The sequence below is a fragment of the Pseudomonas sp. FDAARGOS_761 genome, from assembly GCF_013343155.1.
Lineage (GTDB): Bacteria > Pseudomonadota > Gammaproteobacteria > Pseudomonadales > Pseudomonadaceae > Pseudomonas > Pseudomonas aeruginosa.
In genome coordinates this window covers 4,114,746-4,133,983 of the sequence record NZ_CP054572.1, presented here as the reverse complement: position 1 = coordinate 4,133,983, position 19,238 = coordinate 4,114,746, and the positions used below count along the sequence as shown (strand labels likewise).

18 protein-coding genes are annotated in these 19,238 nt (G+C 66.6%); 7 read left to right on the top strand and 11 right to left on the bottom strand.

Translation table 11 applies throughout. The features are described from left to right. Window positions 1-44 precede the first annotated feature (44 nt). The gene (gene mutS / locus FOC67_RS19230) at window positions 45-2,612 is read right to left on the bottom strand and encodes a DNA mismatch repair protein MutS (RefSeq protein WP_003122151.1); all 2,568 of its coding nucleotides are present in this window, start codon (window positions 2,610-2,612) and stop codon (window positions 45-47) included. Window positions 2,613-2,737: 125 nt separating this feature from the next. Beyond that, window positions 2,738-3,745, bottom strand: coding sequence for a TolB family protein (locus tag FOC67_RS19225; protein WP_009313548.1), 1,008 nt, complete (start codon window positions 3,743-3,745; stop codon window positions 2,738-2,740). Between the two features lie 147 nt (window positions 3,746-3,892). Between FOC67_RS19225 and FOC67_RS19220 the strand changes: the two genes are divergently transcribed. The 3 genes from FOC67_RS19220 to recX all read left to right on the top strand — a co-directional run bounded on the left by FOC67_RS19220 (window position 3,893) and on the right by recX (window position 6,040). Next, complete coding sequence (locus FOC67_RS19220) at window positions 3,893-4,399, top strand: CinA family protein (RefSeq protein WP_003129950.1); 507 nt, start codon at window positions 3,893-3,895, stop codon at window positions 4,397-4,399. Window positions 4,400-4,532: 133 nt separating this feature from the next. Then, window positions 4,533-5,573 carry a recombinase RecA gene (gene recA / locus FOC67_RS19215; protein ID WP_003092260.1) on the top strand — a complete coding sequence of 347 codons (1,041 nt, stop codon included), beginning with the start codon at window positions 4,533-4,535 and terminating at the stop codon, window positions 5,571-5,573. A gap of 5 nt (window positions 5,574-5,578) precedes the next feature. Next, the gene (recX, locus tag FOC67_RS19210) at window positions 5,579-6,040 is read left to right on the top strand and encodes a recombination regulator RecX (RefSeq protein ID WP_003119355.1); all 462 of its coding nucleotides are present in this window, start codon (window positions 5,579-5,581) and stop codon (window positions 6,038-6,040) included. 21 nt (window positions 6,041-6,061) lie between these two features. Here the strand turns inward: recX and FOC67_RS19205 are convergent, their stop codons facing one another. Both FOC67_RS19205 and FOC67_RS19200 read right to left on the bottom strand, forming a co-directional pair. Next, the gene (locus FOC67_RS19205) at window positions 6,062-7,132 is read right to left on the bottom strand and encodes an LOG family protein (protein ID WP_003092255.1); all 1,071 of its coding nucleotides are present in this window, start codon (window positions 7,130-7,132) and stop codon (window positions 6,062-6,064) included. Between the two features lie 82 nt (window positions 7,133-7,214). Further along, the gene (locus FOC67_RS19200; RefSeq protein ID WP_009313549.1) at window positions 7,215-8,618 is read right to left on the bottom strand and encodes an MBL fold metallo-hydrolase RNA specificity domain-containing protein; all 1,404 of its coding nucleotides are present in this window, start codon (window positions 8,616-8,618) and stop codon (window positions 7,215-7,217) included. A gap of 179 nt (window positions 8,619-8,797) precedes the next feature. On the opposite strand from FOC67_RS19200, the gene FOC67_RS19195 reads away from it, so the two are divergent. Then, a complete protein-coding gene (locus FOC67_RS19195) occupies window positions 8,798-11,203 on the top strand; it encodes a D-xylulose 5-phosphate/D-fructose 6-phosphate phosphoketolase (RefSeq protein ID WP_009313550.1) in 2,406 nt (801 codons plus the stop codon). 123 nt (window positions 11,204-11,326) lie between these two features. Here FOC67_RS19195 and FOC67_RS19190 read toward each other — a convergent pair whose 3' ends face one another. The 6 genes from FOC67_RS19190 to FOC67_RS19165 form a co-directional block, all read right to left on the bottom strand. Next, window positions 11,327-11,548 carry a DUF3820 family protein gene (locus FOC67_RS19190; protein ID WP_003092249.1) on the bottom strand — a complete coding sequence of 74 codons (222 nt, stop codon included), beginning with the start codon at window positions 11,546-11,548 and terminating at the stop codon, window positions 11,327-11,329. A gap of 18 nt (window positions 11,549-11,566) precedes the next feature. Next, complete coding sequence (locus FOC67_RS19185) at window positions 11,567-11,977, bottom strand: quorum-sensing-regulated virulence factor family protein (protein WP_003092248.1); 411 nt, start codon at window positions 11,975-11,977, stop codon at window positions 11,567-11,569. Window positions 11,978-12,152: 175 nt separating this feature from the next. Further along, entirely contained in the window at window positions 12,153-13,217 is a 1,065-nt protein-coding gene (locus FOC67_RS19180) for a spermidine/putrescine ABC transporter substrate-binding protein (protein ID WP_029610729.1), read from the bottom strand. An 88-nt stretch (window positions 13,218-13,305) separates the two neighbouring features. Further along, entirely contained in the window at window positions 13,306-14,076 is a 771-nt protein-coding gene (locus tag FOC67_RS19175; RefSeq protein ID WP_003092244.1) for an ABC transporter permease, read from the bottom strand. Then, window positions 14,069-14,962, bottom strand: a complete 894-nt coding sequence (locus FOC67_RS19170) for an ABC transporter permease (RefSeq protein WP_003092241.1) — start codon at window positions 14,960-14,962, stop codon at window positions 14,069-14,071. The genes FOC67_RS19175 and FOC67_RS19170 overlap by 8 nt, the downstream gene beginning before the upstream one ends. Window positions 14,963-14,966: 4 nt before the next feature. Beyond that, window positions 14,967-16,058, bottom strand: a complete 1,092-nt coding sequence (locus FOC67_RS19165) for an ABC transporter ATP-binding protein (RefSeq protein ID WP_003119359.1) — start codon at window positions 16,056-16,058, stop codon at window positions 14,967-14,969. A gap of 258 nt (window positions 16,059-16,316) precedes the next feature. Between FOC67_RS19165 and FOC67_RS19160 the strand changes: the two genes are divergently transcribed. Beyond that, window positions 16,317-17,033, top strand: a complete 717-nt coding sequence (locus tag FOC67_RS19160) for a tRNA-uridine aminocarboxypropyltransferase (RefSeq protein ID WP_003098478.1) — start codon at window positions 16,317-16,319, stop codon at window positions 17,031-17,033. A gap of 3 nt (window positions 17,034-17,036) precedes the next feature. On the opposite strand, the gene FOC67_RS19155 is transcribed toward FOC67_RS19160, so the two are convergent. Continuing rightward, window positions 17,037-17,963 (bottom strand): DMT family transporter, encoded by a 927-nt coding sequence (locus FOC67_RS19155; RefSeq protein WP_078450958.1) that lies wholly within the window; start codon window positions 17,961-17,963, stop codon window positions 17,037-17,039. A 132-nt stretch (window positions 17,964-18,095) separates the two neighbouring features. Between FOC67_RS19155 and erdR the strand changes: the two genes are divergently transcribed. Both erdR and FOC67_RS19145 read left to right on the top strand, forming a co-directional pair. Further along, the gene (erdR, locus tag FOC67_RS19150; RefSeq protein ID WP_003092229.1) at window positions 18,096-18,749 is read left to right on the top strand and encodes a response regulator transcription factor ErdR; all 654 of its coding nucleotides are present in this window, start codon (window positions 18,096-18,098) and stop codon (window positions 18,747-18,749) included. A gap of 71 nt (window positions 18,750-18,820) precedes the next feature. After that, window positions 18,821-19,192: a diacylglycerol kinase gene (locus FOC67_RS19145; protein ID WP_003092226.1), complete on the top strand. Its 372-nt coding sequence runs from the start codon at window positions 18,821-18,823 to the stop codon at window positions 19,190-19,192. Window positions 19,193-19,238: the final 46 nt, after the last annotated feature.

Sequence of the window (19,238 nt, the reverse complement as noted above, 5' to 3'; positions counted from 1 at the left end):
GGCGGCTAAGCGCGCGCGATTCTAGCAGCTTGTGCGGTAGTCCGTCAGACCCGCATCTTCCATGCATATAACAGATCGAGAGCTTGCCGCGGGCTGATATCGTCGGGATTGATCCTCGACAATTCATCGATCACCGGGTGCGGCAGGCTGGCGAACAGGTCGCTCTGCATCGGCGAGGCGGGCTTGCCGCTCTGCTGGCTCGGCATCTCGTGCGGCAGGCTGGTGGTTTCCAGGCGCTTGAGGTGTTCGCGGGCGCGCTGGATTACCGGAGTCGGCACGCCGGCCAACTGGGCCACCGCGAGGCCGTAGCTCTGGCTCGCCGGTCCCGGCAGTACATGGTGCAGGAACACGATGCGTTCATTGTGCTCGGTCGCGTTCAGGTGCACGTTGGCTACCGCGGGCTGGCTTTCCGGCAGTACGGTCAGTTCGAAATAGTGGGTGGCGAACAGGGTGAAGGCGCGAGTCCGGGCCAGGTCCTCGGCCGCTGCCCAGGCCAGCGACAGGCCGTCGAAGGTGCTGGTGCCGCGGCCGACCTCATCCATCAGCACCAGGCTCTTGTCGGTGGCGTTGTGCAGGATGTTGGCGGTTTCGCTCATCTCCACCATGAAGGTCGAGCGGCCGCCGGCAAGGTCGTCGGACGAGCCGATGCGGGTGAAGATGCGGTCCACCAGGGACAGCTCGCAGCGCGCAGCCGGAACGAAGCTGCCGATATGCGCAAGCAGCACGATCAGCGCGGTTTGCCGCATGTAGGTGGATTTACCGCCCATGTTCGGACCGGTGATCACCAGCATCCGGGTGTCGGCATCCAACGCCAGGTCGTTGGCCACGAACGGTGTCTCCAGCACCTGCTCGACCACCGGATGGCGGCCCTGCTCGATGTGCAGGCAGGTGTGTTCGACGAACCGCGGGCGATTCAGGTCGAGGTTCAGCGCGCGTTCGGCGAGATTCGCCAGCACGTCCAGCTCCGCCAGTGCCGAGGCGCTGTCCTGGAGCGGAGCGAGATGGCCGATCAGGCGTTCCAGCAGCTCTTCGTAGAGCGCCTTCTCGCGGGCCAGGGCGCGGCTCTGGGCCGACAGCGCCTTGTCCTCGAAGGCCTTCAGTTCCGGCGTGATGAAGCGCTCGGCGCCTTTCAGGGTCTGCCGGCGGATGTAGTCGGCCGGCGCCTGTTCGGCCTGCACCCGTGGCAGCTCGATGAAGTAGCCATGGATGCGGTTGTAGCCGACCTTCAGGTTGGGCAGGCCGGTGCGGGCCTTCTCGCGCGCTTCCAGGTCCATCAGGAATTGCCCGGCGTTTTCGCTCAGCGCCTGCAGCTCGTCCAGCTCGGCGTCATAGCCGGTCTTGATCACGCCACCGTCGCGGATCACCGCCGGCGGGTTGTCGATGATCGCCTTGGCCAGCAGTTCGGCGAGTTCGGGATAGGTGCCGATGGTGGTGGCCAGCGCCTGCAGGTGCGGCGCTTCCAGTTCGGTCATGGCGTTCTGCAGGTCCGGCAACGCCGCCAGCGCGTCGCGCAGGCGCGCCAGGTCGCGAGGGCGGGCGTTGCGCAGGCCGATGCGGGCGAGGATACGTTCGAGGTCGCCGATTTCCTTGAGCTGCGGTTGCAGGTTCTCGAAGCGATAGCGTTCCAGCAGGCAGGCGATGGACTCCTGGCGGGCTTCCAGCACCGCGCGGTCACGCAGCGGACGGTTCAGCCAGCGGCTCATCAGGCGGCTGGCCATGGCGGTCTGGCAGCGGTCGACCACCGATTGCAGGGTGTTCTCGCGGCCACCGCTGAGGTTGATATCCAGCTCCAGGTTGCGGCGGCTGGCGCCGTCGAGGATCACCGTGTCATCGAGGCGGTCGTGGCGCAGGCTGCGCAGGTGCGGCAGGGCGGTACGCTGGGTTTCCTTGGCGTAGGCGAGCAGGCAGCCGGCGGCGCCGATGGCCAGGGTCAGGTTCTGGCAGCCGAAGCCTTTCAGGTCCTGGGTGCCGAATTGCTGGCAGAGGCTCTTGTGCGCCGAGTCGCGATCGAAGTCCCACGGCGCGCGGCGACGTACGCCGCGGCGCTTCTCCGCCGGCAGGCCCTGTGGCCAGTCGTCGGGAATCAGCAGCTCGGCCGGGTTGAGGCGCTCCAGTTCGGCCAGCAGGGTTTCCCAGCCTTTTATCTCCTGGACGCTGAAGCGGCCGCTGGTGATGTCCAGCACGGCGAGGCCGAACAGGCGCTCGTCGCCGAGGATCGCCGCCAGCAGGTTGTCGCGGCGTTCGTCGAGCAGCGCCTCGTCGCTCACCGTGCCGGGGGTGATGATCCGCACCACCTGGCGCTCCACCGGCCCCTTGCTGGTGGCCGGGTCGCCGATCTGCTCGCAGATCGCCACCGACTCGCCGAGCTTGACCAGCTTGGCCAGGTAGCCCTCCGCCGAATGGAAGGGAATGCCTGCCATCGGGATCGCCTTGCCGCCGGACTGGCCGCGCGCGGTCAGGGTGATGTCGAGCAGCTTGGCGGCCTTCTTCGCGTCCTCGTAGAACAGCTCGTAGAAGTCGCCCATGCGATAGAACATCAATTGGTCGGGATGCTGATGCTTCAGTTTGAAGTACTGCTGCATCATTGGCGTGTGCTGAGAGAGGTCGGTCATACGGGCCTTCGGAAGCGGGCTTTGGACGGTGCAAAAGAGGGCAATGTTAACCCGATTCACCGGCCTGTGTCGGGTCCGTTCGGAACAGGCGCGGACCCTCAGGTCCGCGCCTGTGCGGGCTGCTTTCAGCGTGCCGCGGTATAGCTGGCGCCGAGCTTCTGCCGACCGTCGGGCAGGTTGATCTGCGCCGGGTCGAGACGCCAGACCCGCGCCGCGGTGATGTCGCCGAGGAGCAGGCTGTAGGTCGGGTCGAACGAAGTGCTGGAGAAGATCAGGTAGTCCTCGTTCACCGGCGCGGCATCGGAATTGTCGCCCTGGCAGTGGTTGAGCGGCAGGATCGCCGGGGTGCCGGGCGGGCTGTTGGGTACGACCATGGCCAACTGGTCGTTGCCGGCCGGCTGGGTGCGCGAGAGGAAGTAGGCGGTGTAGTCGCGTACTACCGGGTAATAGTCGCGGCCCCCCGCGGCCGGGGTGGCGAGGGGGTTGACCTGGCCGTTCTCCAGGTTCCTGCGCACCACCCGCAGGCTGTCGCCGGCTCCTGTCGCGTAGACCACGTACTTGCCTGAGGGGGTGAGGAACGGCATCGACTCCTCGGTGCTCCAGCCGTCGCCGGTCACGGCTTTCCAGGCGCTCACGCCGACGCTGCCATCGCCATTGAAGACCAGGGTGGCGAGGCGGATGTCGCCCTCGTGCTTGAGCACGACCTGGCGGCCGTCGAAGGAGAACTTCGGGTCCTCGTTGCGACCGCCGATGGCCGCGGTCAGGTTGCTCGGCGCCTGGGTACCGCCGATGGCCCAGGCGAACACGTGCCAGGCGCCATTCTGGCGGCCCATGAAGGTCAGGTAGCGGCCGTCCGGGGAGAAATGCGCATTCATCGGGTCCTCGATGTTCCAGCCGGGCTGGTTGAGCTGGCGGGTGCTCTTGCTCTTGAAATCGTGCAGGTAGAGGTTCGAGGAGCCGTCCCCGTACTCCATATAGCTGTGGTAGACCAGGCGCCCGCCGAGGGCGGGCGGGCTGCTGGCGGGTTGCAGGGCCAGGTTGGCGGTGCAGGCCGCATGGGCAGGGAGGCTGGCAACGGGGGAGAGGAGCATGGCGAGGGAGAGCAGAAAGACCTTGAGTGGCGCGATGTTCATGGGGTGCCTTTCCTTGGACGGTGATGGAGCACGCATGTTCGCGCATTCGCTGCCTTCGCGCGGTTGCGCTTGTCCGAAAGCTGCTTCTGAATGGAAAAGCCGATGGTGTAGGGTAGTCCCTTTCCGTTTCTACCCTGGAGAACAGTGATGACCCTGATGGAGTCCGACCTGACCGCACTGGCCGCCCGCCTCGGCGAAAGCCTTCGTTACCTGGGCGAGCAGGTCAGCACGGCGGAATCCTGCACCGGTGGCGGCATCGCCGAGGCGATCACCCGCATCCCGGGGAGTTCGGGCTGGTTCGAGGCTGGCTACGTGACCTACTCGAACCGCCAGAAGACCCTCCAGCTGGAGGTGCCCGAGTCGCTATTCCTGGCAGTCGGCGCGGTCAGCCGGGAAGTGGTCGAGGCCATGGTGCGCGGCGCCCAGCGGCACAGCGGGGCGCGTTTCGCGGTGGCGGTGAGCGGTGTCGCCGGGCCCGACGGCGGCTCGCCGGAAAAGCCGGTAGGCACGGTCTGGCTGGCCTGGGCCGACGGCGAGCGGCTGGTCAGTGAGCGCTGCCAGTTCAACGGCGACCGCGACGCCGTGCGCCGGCAGACGGTGGCGACCGCGCTGACCGGCCTGCTGCGCATGAGCAACGGCGAGAACCCGGGCTAGCCGCGCCTGCGGGCAACCGTTCGGAACATTCTTCCCGTCGGGGGTAGGCGAGCGACTTGCCCTGTGGAATAATACTGTCTACTTATACAGTTGTTCGTGGCCGTCCGGCCGCCCTGACTTCGCGAGGACTTCAATGGACGAGAACAAGAAGCGCGCCCTGGCCGCGGCCCTGGGACAGATCGAACGCCAATTCGGCAAAGGCGCGGTCATGCGCATGGGCGACCATGAGCGCCAGGCGATCCCGGCCATCTCCACCGGCTCCCTGGGCCTGGACATCGCCCTCGGCATCGGCGGCCTGCCCAAGGGCCGGATCGTCGAGATCTACGGTCCGGAATCCTCGGGCAAGACCACCCTGACCCTCTCGGTGATCGCCGAGGCCCAGAAACAGGGCGCCACCTGTGCCTTCGTCGACGCCGAGCACGCGCTCGATCCCGACTATGCCGGCAAGCTGGGCGTCAACGTCGACGACCTGCTGGTCTCCCAGCCGGACACCGGCGAGCAGGCCCTGGAAATCACCGACATGCTGGTGCGCTCCAACGCGGTCGACGTGATCATCGTCGACTCCGTGGCCGCGCTGGTACCCAAGGCCGAGATCGAAGGCGAGATGGGCGACGCCCACGTCGGCCTGCAGGCACGCCTGATGTCCCAGGCGCTGCGCAAGATCACCGGCAATATCAAGAACGCCAACTGCCTGGTCATCTTCATCAACCAGATCCGCATGAAGATCGGCGTCATGTTCGGCAACCCGGAAACCACCACCGGCGGTAACGCACTGAAGTTCTACGCCTCGGTCCGCCTGGACATCCGTCGTACCGGCGCGGTGAAGGAAGGCGACGAGGTGGTGGGTAGCGAAACCCGCGTCAAGGTGGTGAAGAACAAGGTTTCCCCGCCGTTCCGCCAGGCCGAGTTCCAGATCCTCTACGGCAAGGGCATCTACCGTACCGGCGAGATCATCGACCTGGGCGTGCAATTGGGCCTGGTCGAGAAGTCCGGCGCCTGGTACAGCTACCAGGGCAGCAAGATCGGCCAGGGCAAGGCGAACGCCGCCAAGTACCTGGAAGACAATCCGGAGATCGGTTCGGTGCTGGAGAAGACCATCCGCGACCAGCTGCTGGCCAAGAGCGGTCCGGTGAAGGCCGACGCCGAAGAAGTGGCTGACGCCGAAGCCGATTGAGGCCAATGGCGACCGTGCTCGATACGCCCGTCGCCGTGCGGCGGGCGGCCATGGATCTGCTGGCGCGCCGTGAGCACGGGCGCGCCGAGCTTTCCCGCAAGTTGCGCCAGCGTGGCGCGTCTGCCGAGTTGATCGACCCTGCCCTCGACCGCCTGGCCGAGGAAGGTCTGCTCGACGAATCCCGCTATCTCGAAAGCTTCATCGCCAGTCGCGCCCGTAGCGGCCATGGGCCGTTGCGCATCCGTGAGGAACTGGCGCAACGCGGTCTGCCGCGCGCCGATATCGAAAGGGCGCTGGGTGCCTGCGAGGTCGACTGGAGTGCGCAATTGCGCGAGGTCTGGCGCCGCAAGTTCGCCCGCCTGCCGCAGGACGCCAGGGAAAAGGCCCAGCAGGGCCGCTTCCTGGCGTACCGGGGTTACTCCATGGAGTCGATCAGCCGCCTGTTGAACGGTCGCAGCGACGATTGAGCGCGTGCCGGAGCGGCAGCTTCAGTCCCAGTTTTCCGGCAGGTTGATGTAGTCCAGCAATTCCCGCAGACGCCCCTGGTCGCGCCCGTTGAACACGAAGGCGAGGCGGGTCAGGTTGCGGAACTCCGGTTCGTCCTGTTCCTGCTCGCTGTAGGCCTGCTGCTGGAAGCCGCCGCTCAGGCAGAGGCTGGCGAAGTGTTCGTGCAGGTGCGCCAGCGCGGCTTCGTTCAGGGCGTGGTTCAGGCGAATAACGAACGTGCCTTTCAGCCAGCGGCTGGAGTGGAAGTTGCGGTAGAACTGGGCGATTTCCTTCACCGCGTCTTCGGCCGAATGCACCAGGCGCATCAGGCGCATGTCGGCCGGCAGGATATAGTGATTCTCCAGCAACTGTTCCTGCATGAACTCCAGGGCGTGTTCCCAGTAGCGGCCGCCCGGCTGGTCGAGCAGCACGATCGGCACCAGCGGGCTCTTGCCGGTCTGCACCAGGGTCAGCACTTCCAGCGCCTCGTCGAGGGTGCCGAAGCCGCCGGGGCAGAGCACCAGGGCGTCGGCTTCCTTGACGAAGAACAGCTTGCGCAGGAAGAAGAAGTGGAACGACAGCAGGTTGCCGCTGCCGTCCACCGTATGGTTGGCGTGCTGCTCGAAGGGCAGGGTGATGTTGAAGCCCAGGCTGTTCTCCAGCCCGGCGCCTTCGTGGGCGGCGGCCATGATGCCGCCGCCGGCGCCGGTGATCACCATCAGATCGTAGCGGGCCAGTTCCTCGCCCAGCTTGCGCGCCAGGGCATAGACCGGATGTTCGACCGGCGTGCGCGCCGAGCCGAACACGGTGACCTTGCGTCGCCGCTTGAACTGCTCGAGGACGCTGAAGGCATGCTCCATCTCGCGCAGGGTCTGCAGCATGATCTTGGCGTCCCAGCGGTTGCGGTCGGCCTGGGCCATGCGCGTCACGGTGAAGAGCATCTCGCGGTAGAGCGCGAGATTGGGGCTGTCGCCGGGAGCCGCAAGGGCCGCCAGTTCGTCGACCTTCCGCGCCAGGTCGGTGCCGCTGGTCTGGAAGTGCCGGGAAAGATAGTCATCGGCTTCGTAGGGCATTCGCATACTCCTTCTACAACCACCCTGGACAGGCGGTCATCCGCATACTGCCACGGACTGCGTGACAGTTGCGGACGGCGGCTCAGATCTCGATGCGTTCGCCGGGTTTCGGTATCTCGGCATCCCAGTCGAGACGCTCGCGGATCGCGCCCTGCAGCGCTTCCATCTTTTCCCGCTCGCCATGTATCAGGTATAGCGCTGGACGGTGGGCGAAGTGAGCGACCCAGTCGAGCAGCTGTGATTGCCCGGCGTGGGCGGAGAAGCCGCCGAGGGTATGGATTTGCGCCTTGACCGCGATGCGCTGGTGGAACACGCGAACCGCGCTGGCGCCGTCGACGATGTTGCGGCCCAGGGTGCCGCGCGCCTGGAAGCCGGGGAATACCACATGGCATTCCGGGCGCCAGAGGTTGTGCTTGAAGTGATGGACGATACGGCCGCCGGTGCACATGCCGCTGCCGGCGATGATGACCGCGCCGCTCTTGATCCGGTTGATCGCCATCGACTCGTCGGCGCTGCGGGTGACGCGCAGCACCGGCAGCCATTCCTCCAGGCGGGTGGTGCCGGTGCCGCGAATGTACTCGCGGTCGCGGTCGTCGAACTCGTTGCTGTGGCGCAGGTAGATGCCATTGGCACGGGCGGCCATCGGGCTGTCGAGGAATACCGCCTGTTGAGGCAGGCGGCCCTCCTGGTAGAAGCGGCCGAGGTAGTAGAGCAGGTCCTGGGTGCGACCGACGGCGAACGACGGGATCAGCACGTTGCCGCCGTCGCGATGCGCCTGGTCGAGAATCGCCGCCAGTTCCTCCAGGGTGTCGTTGCTGTCGCGGTGATCGCGATCGCCGTAGGTGGATTCGAGCATCACCACGTCGGCCCGGCTCAGCGGCGAGGGCGCGCGCATCAACGGCGAGCAGGTGTTGCCGAGGTCGCCGGAAAACACCAGGCGGCGCGGTTGCACCTGGTCGTGGAATTGCACTTCGACGATCGACGAGCCGAGGATGTGCCCGGCGTTGTGAAAGGTCACCCGCACGCCGCGAGCGACCGCCACTGTGCTGCCGAGGCTGATCGGCCGGCGCAGCTTGAGCGCGCGTTCGGTGTCGGCCTGGGTATACAGCGGCTTGATGCTCGGCTTGCCGATCCGGTTGCGCCAGCGGTTCTCCCACTCGGCGTCCTTTTCCTGGATGTGCGCGGAGTCCAGCAGCATGAGTTCCAGCAGTTCGCAGGTGGCCTCGGTGGCGAAGATCGGGCCCTTGAAGCCCTCGGCCGCCAGGCGCGGCAGCAGGCCGCTGTGGTCCAGGTGGGCGTGGGAGATGACCACCGCGTCGATGCTCGCGGGATCGAAGGGGAAGGGCGCGCGGTTGCCGTTGTCGGCTTCGCGGCGCCCCTGGCGCATGCCGCATTCGAGCAGGACCTTTACGCCATCGAGGGTTTCCAGCAGATAACAGGAGCCAGTGACCTCCTGGGCGGCGCCTAGAAACGTCAGTGATGCCATCGAGCCTCCTCCGTCAGAGCTCTGTCGACACCCCGATACCTTTCGGGGATCGTGGAATGCCATGGAACCTTCGTACAGGGCCAGGGTGAACGAATCGGGGGCGGGGAGCTTGATGCAGGTCAGCGCCCTTTGCCGTGTGCTGCCTAGACTGCAAGGCACCACTAGGGAGGCTACCCACCATGAGTCAGATTCTGCCCAGTCAGGACGAGTTGCTTGCCCATGCGGCGGCCGAGCCGGCGTTTGCCGCGTGGCTGCAAGGCCATGGTCCGCTCCAGCATAGCGCAGAGACCCGCGCCGCCGTGTTCCGCACCGCTCATCAATTGGTCCAAGCCGGGCTGCAACCGGACCTGGCCAGCGTCTACCAGCTGTTCCGCGCCCTCGACCGGCTGACCGCCAGCGCCCTGCGCATCGTCGTGCACATGACCTACGCCCGGCGCATCCGCCTGGACGGCCAGCCGTTGCAGGCCGAGGATTTCAAGACACAGCCCGAGGGCCACACCGGCGGAGCCCTGAACATGGTCCCGGCCTACGCCGGCTATCTGGCACTCAACGTCCTGACCGGCAAGACTCGCGCCTGGCTGATGGGCCAGGGCCATTGCGTGGCCGCCATCGACGCGCTGAACGTCCTCACCGGCAACCTGCACCCGGAGCAGGAGCGCGCCTATGCCGACGGCGAGGAAGGGCTGAACCGCTTGCTGCAGGACTTCTACGGCTATGCCCAGGCCCCCAACGGCGCACCGGCGGCGCCACTGGGCAGCCACGTGAATCCGCATACCGCCGGCGGTATCGCCGAGGGCGGCTACCTCGGCTTCGCCGAATTGCAGTACGCGCACATGCCGCTGCCCGGCGAGACCCTGGTGGCGTTCCTCTCCGATGGTGCCGCCGAGGAACAGCGCGGCAGCGACTGGATTCCGCGCTGGTGGCGAGCCGAGGATTGCGGGGCGGCGCTGCCGGTGATGATCGCCAATGGCCGGCGCATCGAGCAGCGCACCGAACTGGGCACCCATGAGGGGCTGGAGGGCTTCAAGCTGCATCTGCGCCGCTGCGGCTTCGATCCGATCAGCTTCGATGGGCGCGACCCGGCCGCCTTCGTCTGTACGCTCTGGGAGATGGAGCAGCGCCTGGAGCGGCGCGTGCAGGAGAAGAACAGCGGCATCCTCCGCTACCCGCTGCCGATTCCCTACGGCATCGCCGAGACGGTCAAGGGCTTCGGCTTCTATGGCGCCGGCAGCAACGCCGCGCACAACCTGCCGCTGCCGGGCAATCCGCATAACGACGAACAGGCCCGGCAACTGTTCAACCAGCATGCAAATGAACTCTGGGTCGAGCCTGAGGCTCTCGAATTGGCCCGCCGGCTGTTCGCCGAGCAGCGCGGCGAGCGTCCCCTCGAACGGGACAACCCGCTGGCCCTGCGCCATCCCATCGAACCGATCATCCCGCCGCTGCGCTATCGCGACGACGCCTGCTCGCCGATGGCCGCGCTGGACCGCTTCTATACCGAACTGGTGGAGGCCAACCCCGACCTGCGCGCCCGGGTCGGCAATCCCGACGAATTGGCCAGCAACCGCCTCGGCGGCGTGCTCAAGGCGCTCAAGCATCGGGTCAGCGAGCCGGAGAGCGAACTGGAATCGGTGAGCGGTCGGGTCATCACCGCGCTCAACGAGGAGGCGGTGGTGTCCGCCTGCCTGGCCAACCAGGGCGGACTCAACCTGGTTGCCAGCTACGAGGCGTTCTGCGTGAAGATGCTCGGCGCGGTGCGCCAGACCCTGATCTTCGCCCGCCAGCAGAAGGAAGTCGGGCGTCCGGCCGGCTGGCTGGGCTGGCCGCTGGTCGCTACTTCGCATACCTGGGAGAACGGCAAGAACCAGCAGTCGCACCAGGACACCACCTTCTGCGAGGCCCTGCTTGGCGAGATGAGCGACATGGTCCGGGTGCTCTTCCCGGCCGATCACAACAGCGCCCTGGCGCTGCTACCGACGATCTACCGCAGCCGGGGGCAACTGGCCTGCCTGGTGATCCCCAAGCGCGACCGGCCGATGGCGTTCGACGCCGTCCAGGCCGAGCGCCTGGCCCGCGACGGCGCGATCCTGGTCGAGGAGCGCTGCGGCTCCGATCCGCTGCTGCTGATCGCCAACGGCAGCTACCAGCTCGAACAGATGCGCCGCGCAGCGCAGCGCCTGGCCGAGGCCGGGCAGGCCTACCGGCTGGTCTACCTGCAGGAGCCGGGACGCTTCCGCGCGCCGCGCGATCGCTGGGAGGTCGAGGCGGTGGCCGACGAGGCGTTGGTGGAACGACTGTTCCCGGATAGCCATGAGCGCCGGGTGCTGCTCACCCATATGCGTGCGGAAGTGGCGCGTGGGCATCTCTGGCCGATCCTGCCGGATGCCCGGCGCACCTCGGTACTCGGCTATCGCAACCGCGGCGGCACCCTCGACGAGGCGGGCATGCAGTTCGCCAACCGCGCCTGCTGGGGCAACGTGCTGGCGGCTTGCGCCCGCTTGATGGAGGTCCCGCGCACCGCGCTGCTGACCCCGGAGGAGGCGGCGGCGGTGGCCGGCAAGGGCGATCCGGCGTTGTTGCGCTGAGTTCGGCTGCGTATCGGCGGATAACGTCTGTGGCGTTATTCGCCCTGCCGAACGGGGGCGGGTGTCTGGCGAAGGCTGGGTGTGGGCAGGGTATCGGCGGATAGCGTCGGCGACGTCATTCGCCTACGGAGCGGGGGGACGAAGCGGCTTGAGCAGCCCGTCCAGCCCGTCGATCTTCAGTTCCAGGGTCAACTGCATCAGCCGCCCGAGTTCACCGGGCGGGAAGCCTTTCTTGTAGAACCACAGCAGGTACTCCTCCGGCAGGTCGACCAGCATCCGTCCCTGGTACTTGCCGAACGGCATCGGCGTCCTGGCGATCTTCAGCAGATGCTGCTTGTCCAGCATGGCGACCGCGCGGCGCGCTTACTTCTTGCCCTGGATGCGGCAGCTGCCGGCATCGAAGCGTTCGGTGGCGACCGGCTGGTTGGTCTTGTACTCGGTGAAGCTGTAGGTGAGGATCGCGCCGCGGGCGAGCAACTGGCGATAGCCGGTGTTGCTGCACACGCTATCGCCGAGCTGGCTGCGCACGCTGTCCGGGTTGGAGCGCATGCGCTCGGCGTGGCTGGCGCGTACGCTGAGGTGATTGATCAACTGGTTGCCTTCGACGGTGTAGCCCTGGTCGAGGATGTCTTCGTTGATGGCGCGGGGAGTGCCTACGCTGCTTTCCTTGGCCACTTTCTCCAGCATCTTGCTCAGTTCGAAATCCTTGAGCGAGGCGGCATGGGCGGCGGTGGGCAGGACGAAACAAAGGGCAAGGGCCATGAAGCGCGACATCGAAGATCTCCTGGGGCAATAAGCGGATTCGACCGATGGAGGGGGCGAATTGTTTCCGTCGGCCCATTCCCGGGACGGACGGTGGCGAATGGGCGCCATGTTACCGCGTTCGGGGCGGGGCACGGAAACGCAAAAGGGCGACCGAGGGTCGCCCTTTCGTCGATAGCGGTGCGGATCAGCGCAGCTTGATCTCGGTCCAGAGCTTGTTCAGGGCGCGTCGCTGGCGCGAGTTCAGGTCCTTCAGCGGCTCCAGCCTGGCCTGGGTGGCGGCGTCCGGGAACAGGGCGGCGAGCGTCTTGATTTCCGGCCTGATGAAGGGCAGGGCGGCGGCGTTGGGCGTGCCGGTACCGATCTGGTTGGTCAGCTCGGAAGCGTTCCGACCGTCGAGCATGAAGTCGATGAAGCGGTAGGCCAGGTCGGGGTTCTTCGAGCCCTTGTGGATCACCATGTTGTCGATGGCCAGTACCGCGCCCTGGCGGGGCAGGGCGAAGTCGACCTTGAAGGCGCGGCCGGCAGCCTCCGCGTCGGCCCTGGCCTGGTACATGTCGCTGGAGTAGCCATGGGCGACCCAGATGTTGCCCAGGGTCAGCTCCTTGATATAGCTCGACGAGTTGAATGCGGCCCAGTACGGCTTGGCCGCGAGGATCAGCGCCTGGGCTTCCTTCCAGTGCTGCGGGTCGGTGTCGTTGGCGGAGTGGCCGAGGTACTTCAGGGCGGCGCCGAACAGTTCCTGCGGGTCGTCCATCACCGTGACCCTGCCCTTGATCTTCTCCAGGACCGCCGGGTCGAAGATCACCGACCAGTCGGCGGGGTCGATGCCCAGTTTGTCCAGCTCGGTCTTGTTGTAGCCGACCAGGGTGGTGGTGAAGGCGTAGGGCAGGGAATAGCGGTTGCCCTTGTCGAAATCCTTGTCGAGGTAGCCCGCGGCCTCGTTGCTCAGGTTCGCCAGGCGACTCTTGTCCAGCTCCAGCAGGTCGCCCTTGCGGATCAGCGCCTCGACCGCGTTCTGGGTCGGGATGATCACGTCGTAGCCGCTGGCCCCGGCGGCCAGCTTGGCCATCATTTCCTCGGTGCCGGAATAGAACTCCTGCACCAGCTCGCAGCCACATTGCTGCTCGAAGCGTTTCACTGTGTCCTCGGCGATGTAGTCATTCCAGTTGAACAGATACAGCTTCTCGGCGGCGGTGGCCTGGGCGGCTCCTGCCATGAGGGTTGCGACGAGCAACAGCTTTTTCATCATGGTTCCTTGTTACGGGGTGGCAGGGCTCCGGAAACCGGAGCAGGGCAAGGCCGCGGGCCTCTCCGGGAGGCCCGCGGGTTTCGGCGGATCAATGGCCCTTGATGGCGCTGGGGGAGAGTTTCGAGGCGATCACGATCAGCACCAGGGTGAGCAGCATCAGCAGGGTGGAGACGGCGTTCACTTCGGGCGTCACGGCGATCTTGATCATGGTGTAGATCTGCGTCGGCAGGGTGGCGAAGCCGCCGCCGGCGGTGAAGAAGGTGATCACGAAGTCGTCGATGGACAGGGTGAAGGCCATCAGCGCGCCGGCGACGATGCCCGGCATGATCAGCGGCAGGGTCACCAGGCGGAAGCTCTGCCAGGGCGTGGCACCGAGGTCGCGGGCCGCCTCGGTGAGGCTTTCGTCCATGCCCGACATGCGCGCCTGCACCACCAGGGCGACGAAGCCGACCGAGAAGGTGATGTGCGCGAGGGTCACCGAGAGCATGCCCAGGCTCATGTTCAGGCCGATGAAGAAGATCACCAGCGAGACTCCCATCAGGAGTTCCGGAATGGCGATCGGGGTCAGCACCAGCAGGGGCAGCACGCGCAGCTTGAAGCGATGCAGGGCGACCCCGGCGAGGGTGCCGAGCAGGGTCGCCACGCTGGCCGAAACCAGCGCGATGACCAGCGAGTTGGCGGCGGCCTGGAGCATGTCGCGATTGCCGAACAGCTTGCGGTACCAGTCCAGGGTGAAGCCGACCCACTCGGCGTTCAGCCGCGAGTCGTTGAAGGAGTACAGCACCACGATCACCAGCGGTACGTAGAGGAACAGGTACACCAGCGCGGTGGCGCTCCAGAGCAGGTAGGGCCTACGCATGGGCGCCTCCCTTGCGGGCGCGCGCGGCGCCCATGCCGAGGGCGACCAGCAGCAGGATGCAGCCGGTCAGGGCGATCGACAGCGCGCTGCCGAACGGCCAGTCGCGGGAGTCGAGGAACTGGCTCTTGATCAGGTTGCCGATCATGATGCCGTCGGTACCGCCGACCAGGTCGGGGATGGCGAACATTCCCAGCACCGGGATGAATACCAGTGCCGCGCCGGCGGCCACGCCCGGCAGCGAGAGCGGGAAGGTCACCCGCCAGAAGCGTTGCCAACGACCGGCGCCGAGGTCCTGGGCGGCGTCCAGCAGGGCCGGGTCGTGTTTCTCCAGGTTGGCGTAGAGCGGCAGGATCATGAACGGCAGGTGCACGTAGACCATGCACAGGATCACCGCGAACGGGGTGAACATCAGGCTGATCGGCTGCGCGCCGAACAGGTCCAGCGCGGCGTTGATCCCGCGGGTCAGGGCACCGGACGGCGAGAGGATGATCATCCAGGCGTAGACGCGTACCAGCAGGTTGCTCCAGAACGGCAGGATCACCAGCAGGATCAGCAGGTTGCGCCACTTCGCCGGGGCCCGGGCGAGGGTGGTCGCCACCGGGTAGGCGAGCAGCAGGCAGGCCAGGGTGGTGACCAGGGCGTAACCGAAGGATTTGACGAACAGTTGCAGGTACACCCAGCTCTCGGTGAGCCGGGTGTAGTTCTCCACGCTGAGGTCGTAGACGGTCTGCCCGTCCTCGCTGTACATCCAGGGCGCCAGGCCGCCGTAGTCGCCGGGAAAGCGGAACGAGGCGAACAGCATGATCAGCGCCGGAACCAGGAAGAAGAACAGCAGATACGCTTGCGGCGGCCAGACCAGCAGCCACTTGCCGAGGTTCTTTCTCATCGTGTCAGGCCCTGACCAGATGGCCGGCATCGAAGCGCCAGGCGGCTTCCACCGCGTCGCCCACCTCGAAGAACTTGGCCCGGCCGGGCGTGGCGTTGGGCAGCAGGGTTTCCAGGCGCTCGCCGTTCTCCAGCTCGACGATGTACAGGGTCACGTCGCCCAGGTAGAGCAGTTCGGCGACGCGACCGCGGAAGTGCACCTCGTCGCTGTCGGCGGTGACGCTCTGCGCCAGGCGGATCTTCTCCGGCCGCAGGGTCAGCACGCAGGCCTCGCCAGGCTGGGCGTCGAAGGATTTCAGCGCCTGGACCTCGCCCAGGCCCCGGAGGTCGATGCGCACGCGTTCGCCGTCGACCGCCTCGACTGTGGCATCGAGCAGGTTGCACTGGCCGATGAAGTCGGCGACGAAACGACTGCGCGGGAAGCTGTAGATGGTTTCCGGGGCGTCCAGCTGCTCCACCCGGCCCTGGTTCATCACCGCGATGCGGTGCGACAGCGCCAGGGCTTCGCCCTGATCGTGGGTGACATAGACGAAGGTGATGCCGACGTCCTTCTGCAGGTTGATCAGTTCGATCTGCATTTCTTCGCGCAGCTTGGCGTCCAGCGCCGACAGCGGTTCGTCGAGCAGCAGCAGGCGCGGCCGGTTGACCAGCGCGCGGGCGATCGCCACGCGCTGGCGCTGGCCGCCGGAAAGCTGTGTCGGCATGCGCCCGCCCTTGTCCGCCAGGCGCACGTCCTTCAGGGCTTGTTCGACGCGGGCGTCGATCTCGCTCTTCGCCACTCCGGCCATCTTCAGCGGGAAGGCGATGTTCTGCGCCACGCTCATGTGCGGGAACAGCGCGTAGCTCTGGAACACCGTATGCACCGGGCGCTTCTCCGGCTCGACGCCGGCGAGGTCCTGGCCGTTGAGGCGGATCTCGCCGCTGTCCGGCTGGTCGAAGCCGGCGAGCATGCGCAGGAGGGTGGTCTTGCCGCACCCGGAAGGGCCGAGGAGGGTGAAGAATTCGCCGGTGTTGATCGTCAGGCTGACATTGTCGACGGCGGTGAAGTCGCCGAAGCGGCGGGTCACGTTGCGGATCTCGAGCAAGGGGGGCGTCACTCGTCTGGAGAGGCAGTAAGGTCAGCGGGCGGAGCCGGCTGCCCGGTGTCGAAAAAGGGGGCGGATTATAGGGATCGCATCCCGCTCTAACTAGACGTCTGAGGCCCCTGTGAAGAATTTTTTTTCGCGGCCTCGGAAGTTGTCCGACAAAGCAGGAGCCACGCGGGCTCTGATAGAATTTCGCGGTCGCTTTCCAGCCCGTTTCCTCGAGTCTTCGATGTTCCTTCGCCCGTCCTTTCCGTATCGGGAGCCTGCCCGATGAGCCATGCCGTTTCCCGCTTGCGCCAGGAGCGCCTGGCGCGCAGCCTGAAACCCTTCGTCGCGCGCGGTTCGCGCATGCCGCGCTGCGAAGGCTGTCGGCTGCTGCCGAGCTATTGCATGTGCGCCTGGCGGCCGCGGGTCGAGGCGCGCGCCGGCATGTGCCTGGTCATGCACGACATCGAGGCGCTGAAACCGACCAACACCGGCTGGCTGATCGCCGATACCGTGGCCGACACCTTCGCCTTCGGCTGGTCGCGCACCGAGGTCGACCCGCGCTTGCTGGAGTTGCTGGCCGACCCGCAGTGGCAGCCATACCTGGTGTTCCCCGGCGAATACGTGGCGGCGGAGCGGGTGGTGAACGAGGTCGCCCCGCTGGTGGAAGGCAAGCGACCGCTGTTCATCCTGCTCGACGCGACCTGGACCGAGGCGCGCAAGATGTTCCGCAAGAGTCCCTACCTGGAGCCGTTCCCGGTGCTCAGCCTGCTGCCCGAGCAGCTCTCGCGCTATCGCCTGCGTCGCTCGACCCGTGGCGAGCACCTGTGCACCGCCGAAGTGGCGGCGCTGTGCCTGGAGCTGGCTGGCGACGAGGCCGCGGGCGAGGCGCTCGGCGCCTACCTGGAGGTGTTCAGCGAGCGTTATCTGGGCGCCAAGCGGCACATTCCGCTGGACGAGGCCAGCCCGGCGCACCGTGCCCTGGCGCCGTTCCGTGGCTGAGTGTCAGGCCGGGCGCGCTTCGGCGGCGAGCTTGCGCGGCCACAACTGCGCCACCAGCATGCCCGCCAGCATCAGCGCGCAACCGAAATAGCCGCGCAGGTGCAGGGTCTCGGCGAGGAACAGGGCGCCGGCGATGGCGGCGAACACCGCTTCCAGGGACAGGATGATCGCCGCATGGGAAGCGATGGCGTGCTTCTGCGCCACCACCTGCAGGGTGAAGCCGGTGCCGACGCCGAGCAGGCCGCCGTATAGCAGGGCGGGACCGGCCTGGACGATGGCGTTCCAGTGGATTTCCTCGAAGACCAGTGCCAGCAGCAGGCTGACCGCCGCGCAGGTGGCGAACTGCAGGAAGGCCAGGCGGATCGGGTCGTAGCGGCTGGCGAACAGGCCTACCAGCAGGACGTGCGCGCCCCAGACCACCGCGCCGGCCAGTTGCAGCCAGTCGCCGGAGGCGACCTGGAAGCCCGGGCCGATGCTCAGCAGGGCCATGCCGAGCACCGCCAGCGACGCCCCCAGCCAGGTGCCCGCGCCGGTGCGCTGGCCGAACAGCAGGCCGAGCAACGGCACGACGATCACGTAGAGCCCGGTGATGAAGCCGGAGTTGGTCACGCTGGTGAACAGCAGGCCGACCTGCTGCAGGTTGATCCCGGTGGTCAGGGCGACGCCGAGGATCACACCGGCGAGCAACTGTCCGCGATTGAAGGGTTGCGCGCCGTCGCGTCGCGAGCGCAGCATCAGCAGTGGCACCAGCACCAGGGCACCGAGGACGAAGCGCAGGCCGGTATAGAGGAACGGCCCGATGGCGTCCATCCCCAGGCGCTGGGCGACGAACGACACCCCCCAGATCATGGCGGTGATCAGCATCAGGACATCGGCACGCAGGGCTTGGCTTCGCATGGCTCGCTCGACGGGGCGGGGAGGGTCCGCCACTCTGCCAGCAAGCCGGGGTGTTTGAAAAGACGAACGCGGTGTACGAGGTATCCCTCATTCGGCTTGACCGGTCCGCCCTCGGTCGGCATCCTGAGCGCCGCCTCGGCTGGGCCGAACAAACTAGGACATGTCATGGCTTCTTACGAGATCCTGATCGCCGACGATCACCCCCTGTTTCGCAGCGCTTTGCACCAGGCCCTCACCCTCGGGCTGGGCCCCGACGTGCGCCTGGTGGAAGCCGCCAGCATCGCCGAACTGGAAGCGCGGCTGAATGAGAAGGCCGATTGGGATCTGGTCCTGCTGGACCTCAACATGCCGGGGGCCTATGGCTTCTCCGGCCTGGTGCTGTTGCGCGGGCAATACCCGCAGGTGCCGGTGGTGATGATCTCGGCACAGGAGGAGGCCGCGGTGGTGCAGCGCTCCCGCGAGTTCGGCGCCAGCGGCTTCATACCCAAGTCCAGTCCGCTGGAAACCCTGCAGCAGGCGGTGCGCGCGGTGCTCGACGGGGACACCTGGTGGCCGCCGCAGGATGCCGCCGCCGAAGCCCTCAGCGAGGAGGCCAAGGCCGCCAGCGCCGGGCTCGCCAGCCTCACCCCGCAACAGTTCAGGGTACTCACCATGGTCTGCGAAGGGTTGCTGAACAAGCAGATCGCCTACGACCTGAACGTTTCCGAGGCGACGGTGAAGGCCCACGTCACGGCGATCTTCCGCAAGCTCAACGTGCGCACCCGGACCCAGGCCGCGCTGCTGCTGCAACAAATGGAGACGGTTCCCGCTTCTCATTGAGAGACGGCTTAACGCTTTTTTGACCAGCCGGCGGCTAGACTGCCGGCCTTCCGAATCGATGAGAACCCGACGTGTCGCCTTCCCCCTTCAAAGGCCAGACCGGCCTCAAGCGTATCCTCAACGCCACCGGCTATTCCCTCGCAGGTTTCCTCGCCGCCTTCCGCGGTGAAGCCGCCTTCCGCCAACTGGTGCTGCTCAACGTGGTGCTGATCCCGGTGGCCTTCCTCCTCGACGTCAGTCGCGGCGAACGCGCGCTGATGATCGCGGTGTGCCTGCTGGCGCTGATCGTCGAACTGCTCAACTCGGCGATCGAGGCCACCGTCGACCGCGTCTCGCTGGAACGCCACCCTCTGTCGAAGAATGCCAAGGACATGGGCAGCGCCGCGCAGTTCGTGGCCCTCACCGTGATCACCGTGACCTGGGCGACCATCCTGCTGGGCTGATCTACGCGGACATGAAAAAGCCGGAGGCAGCGATGCCTCCGGCTTT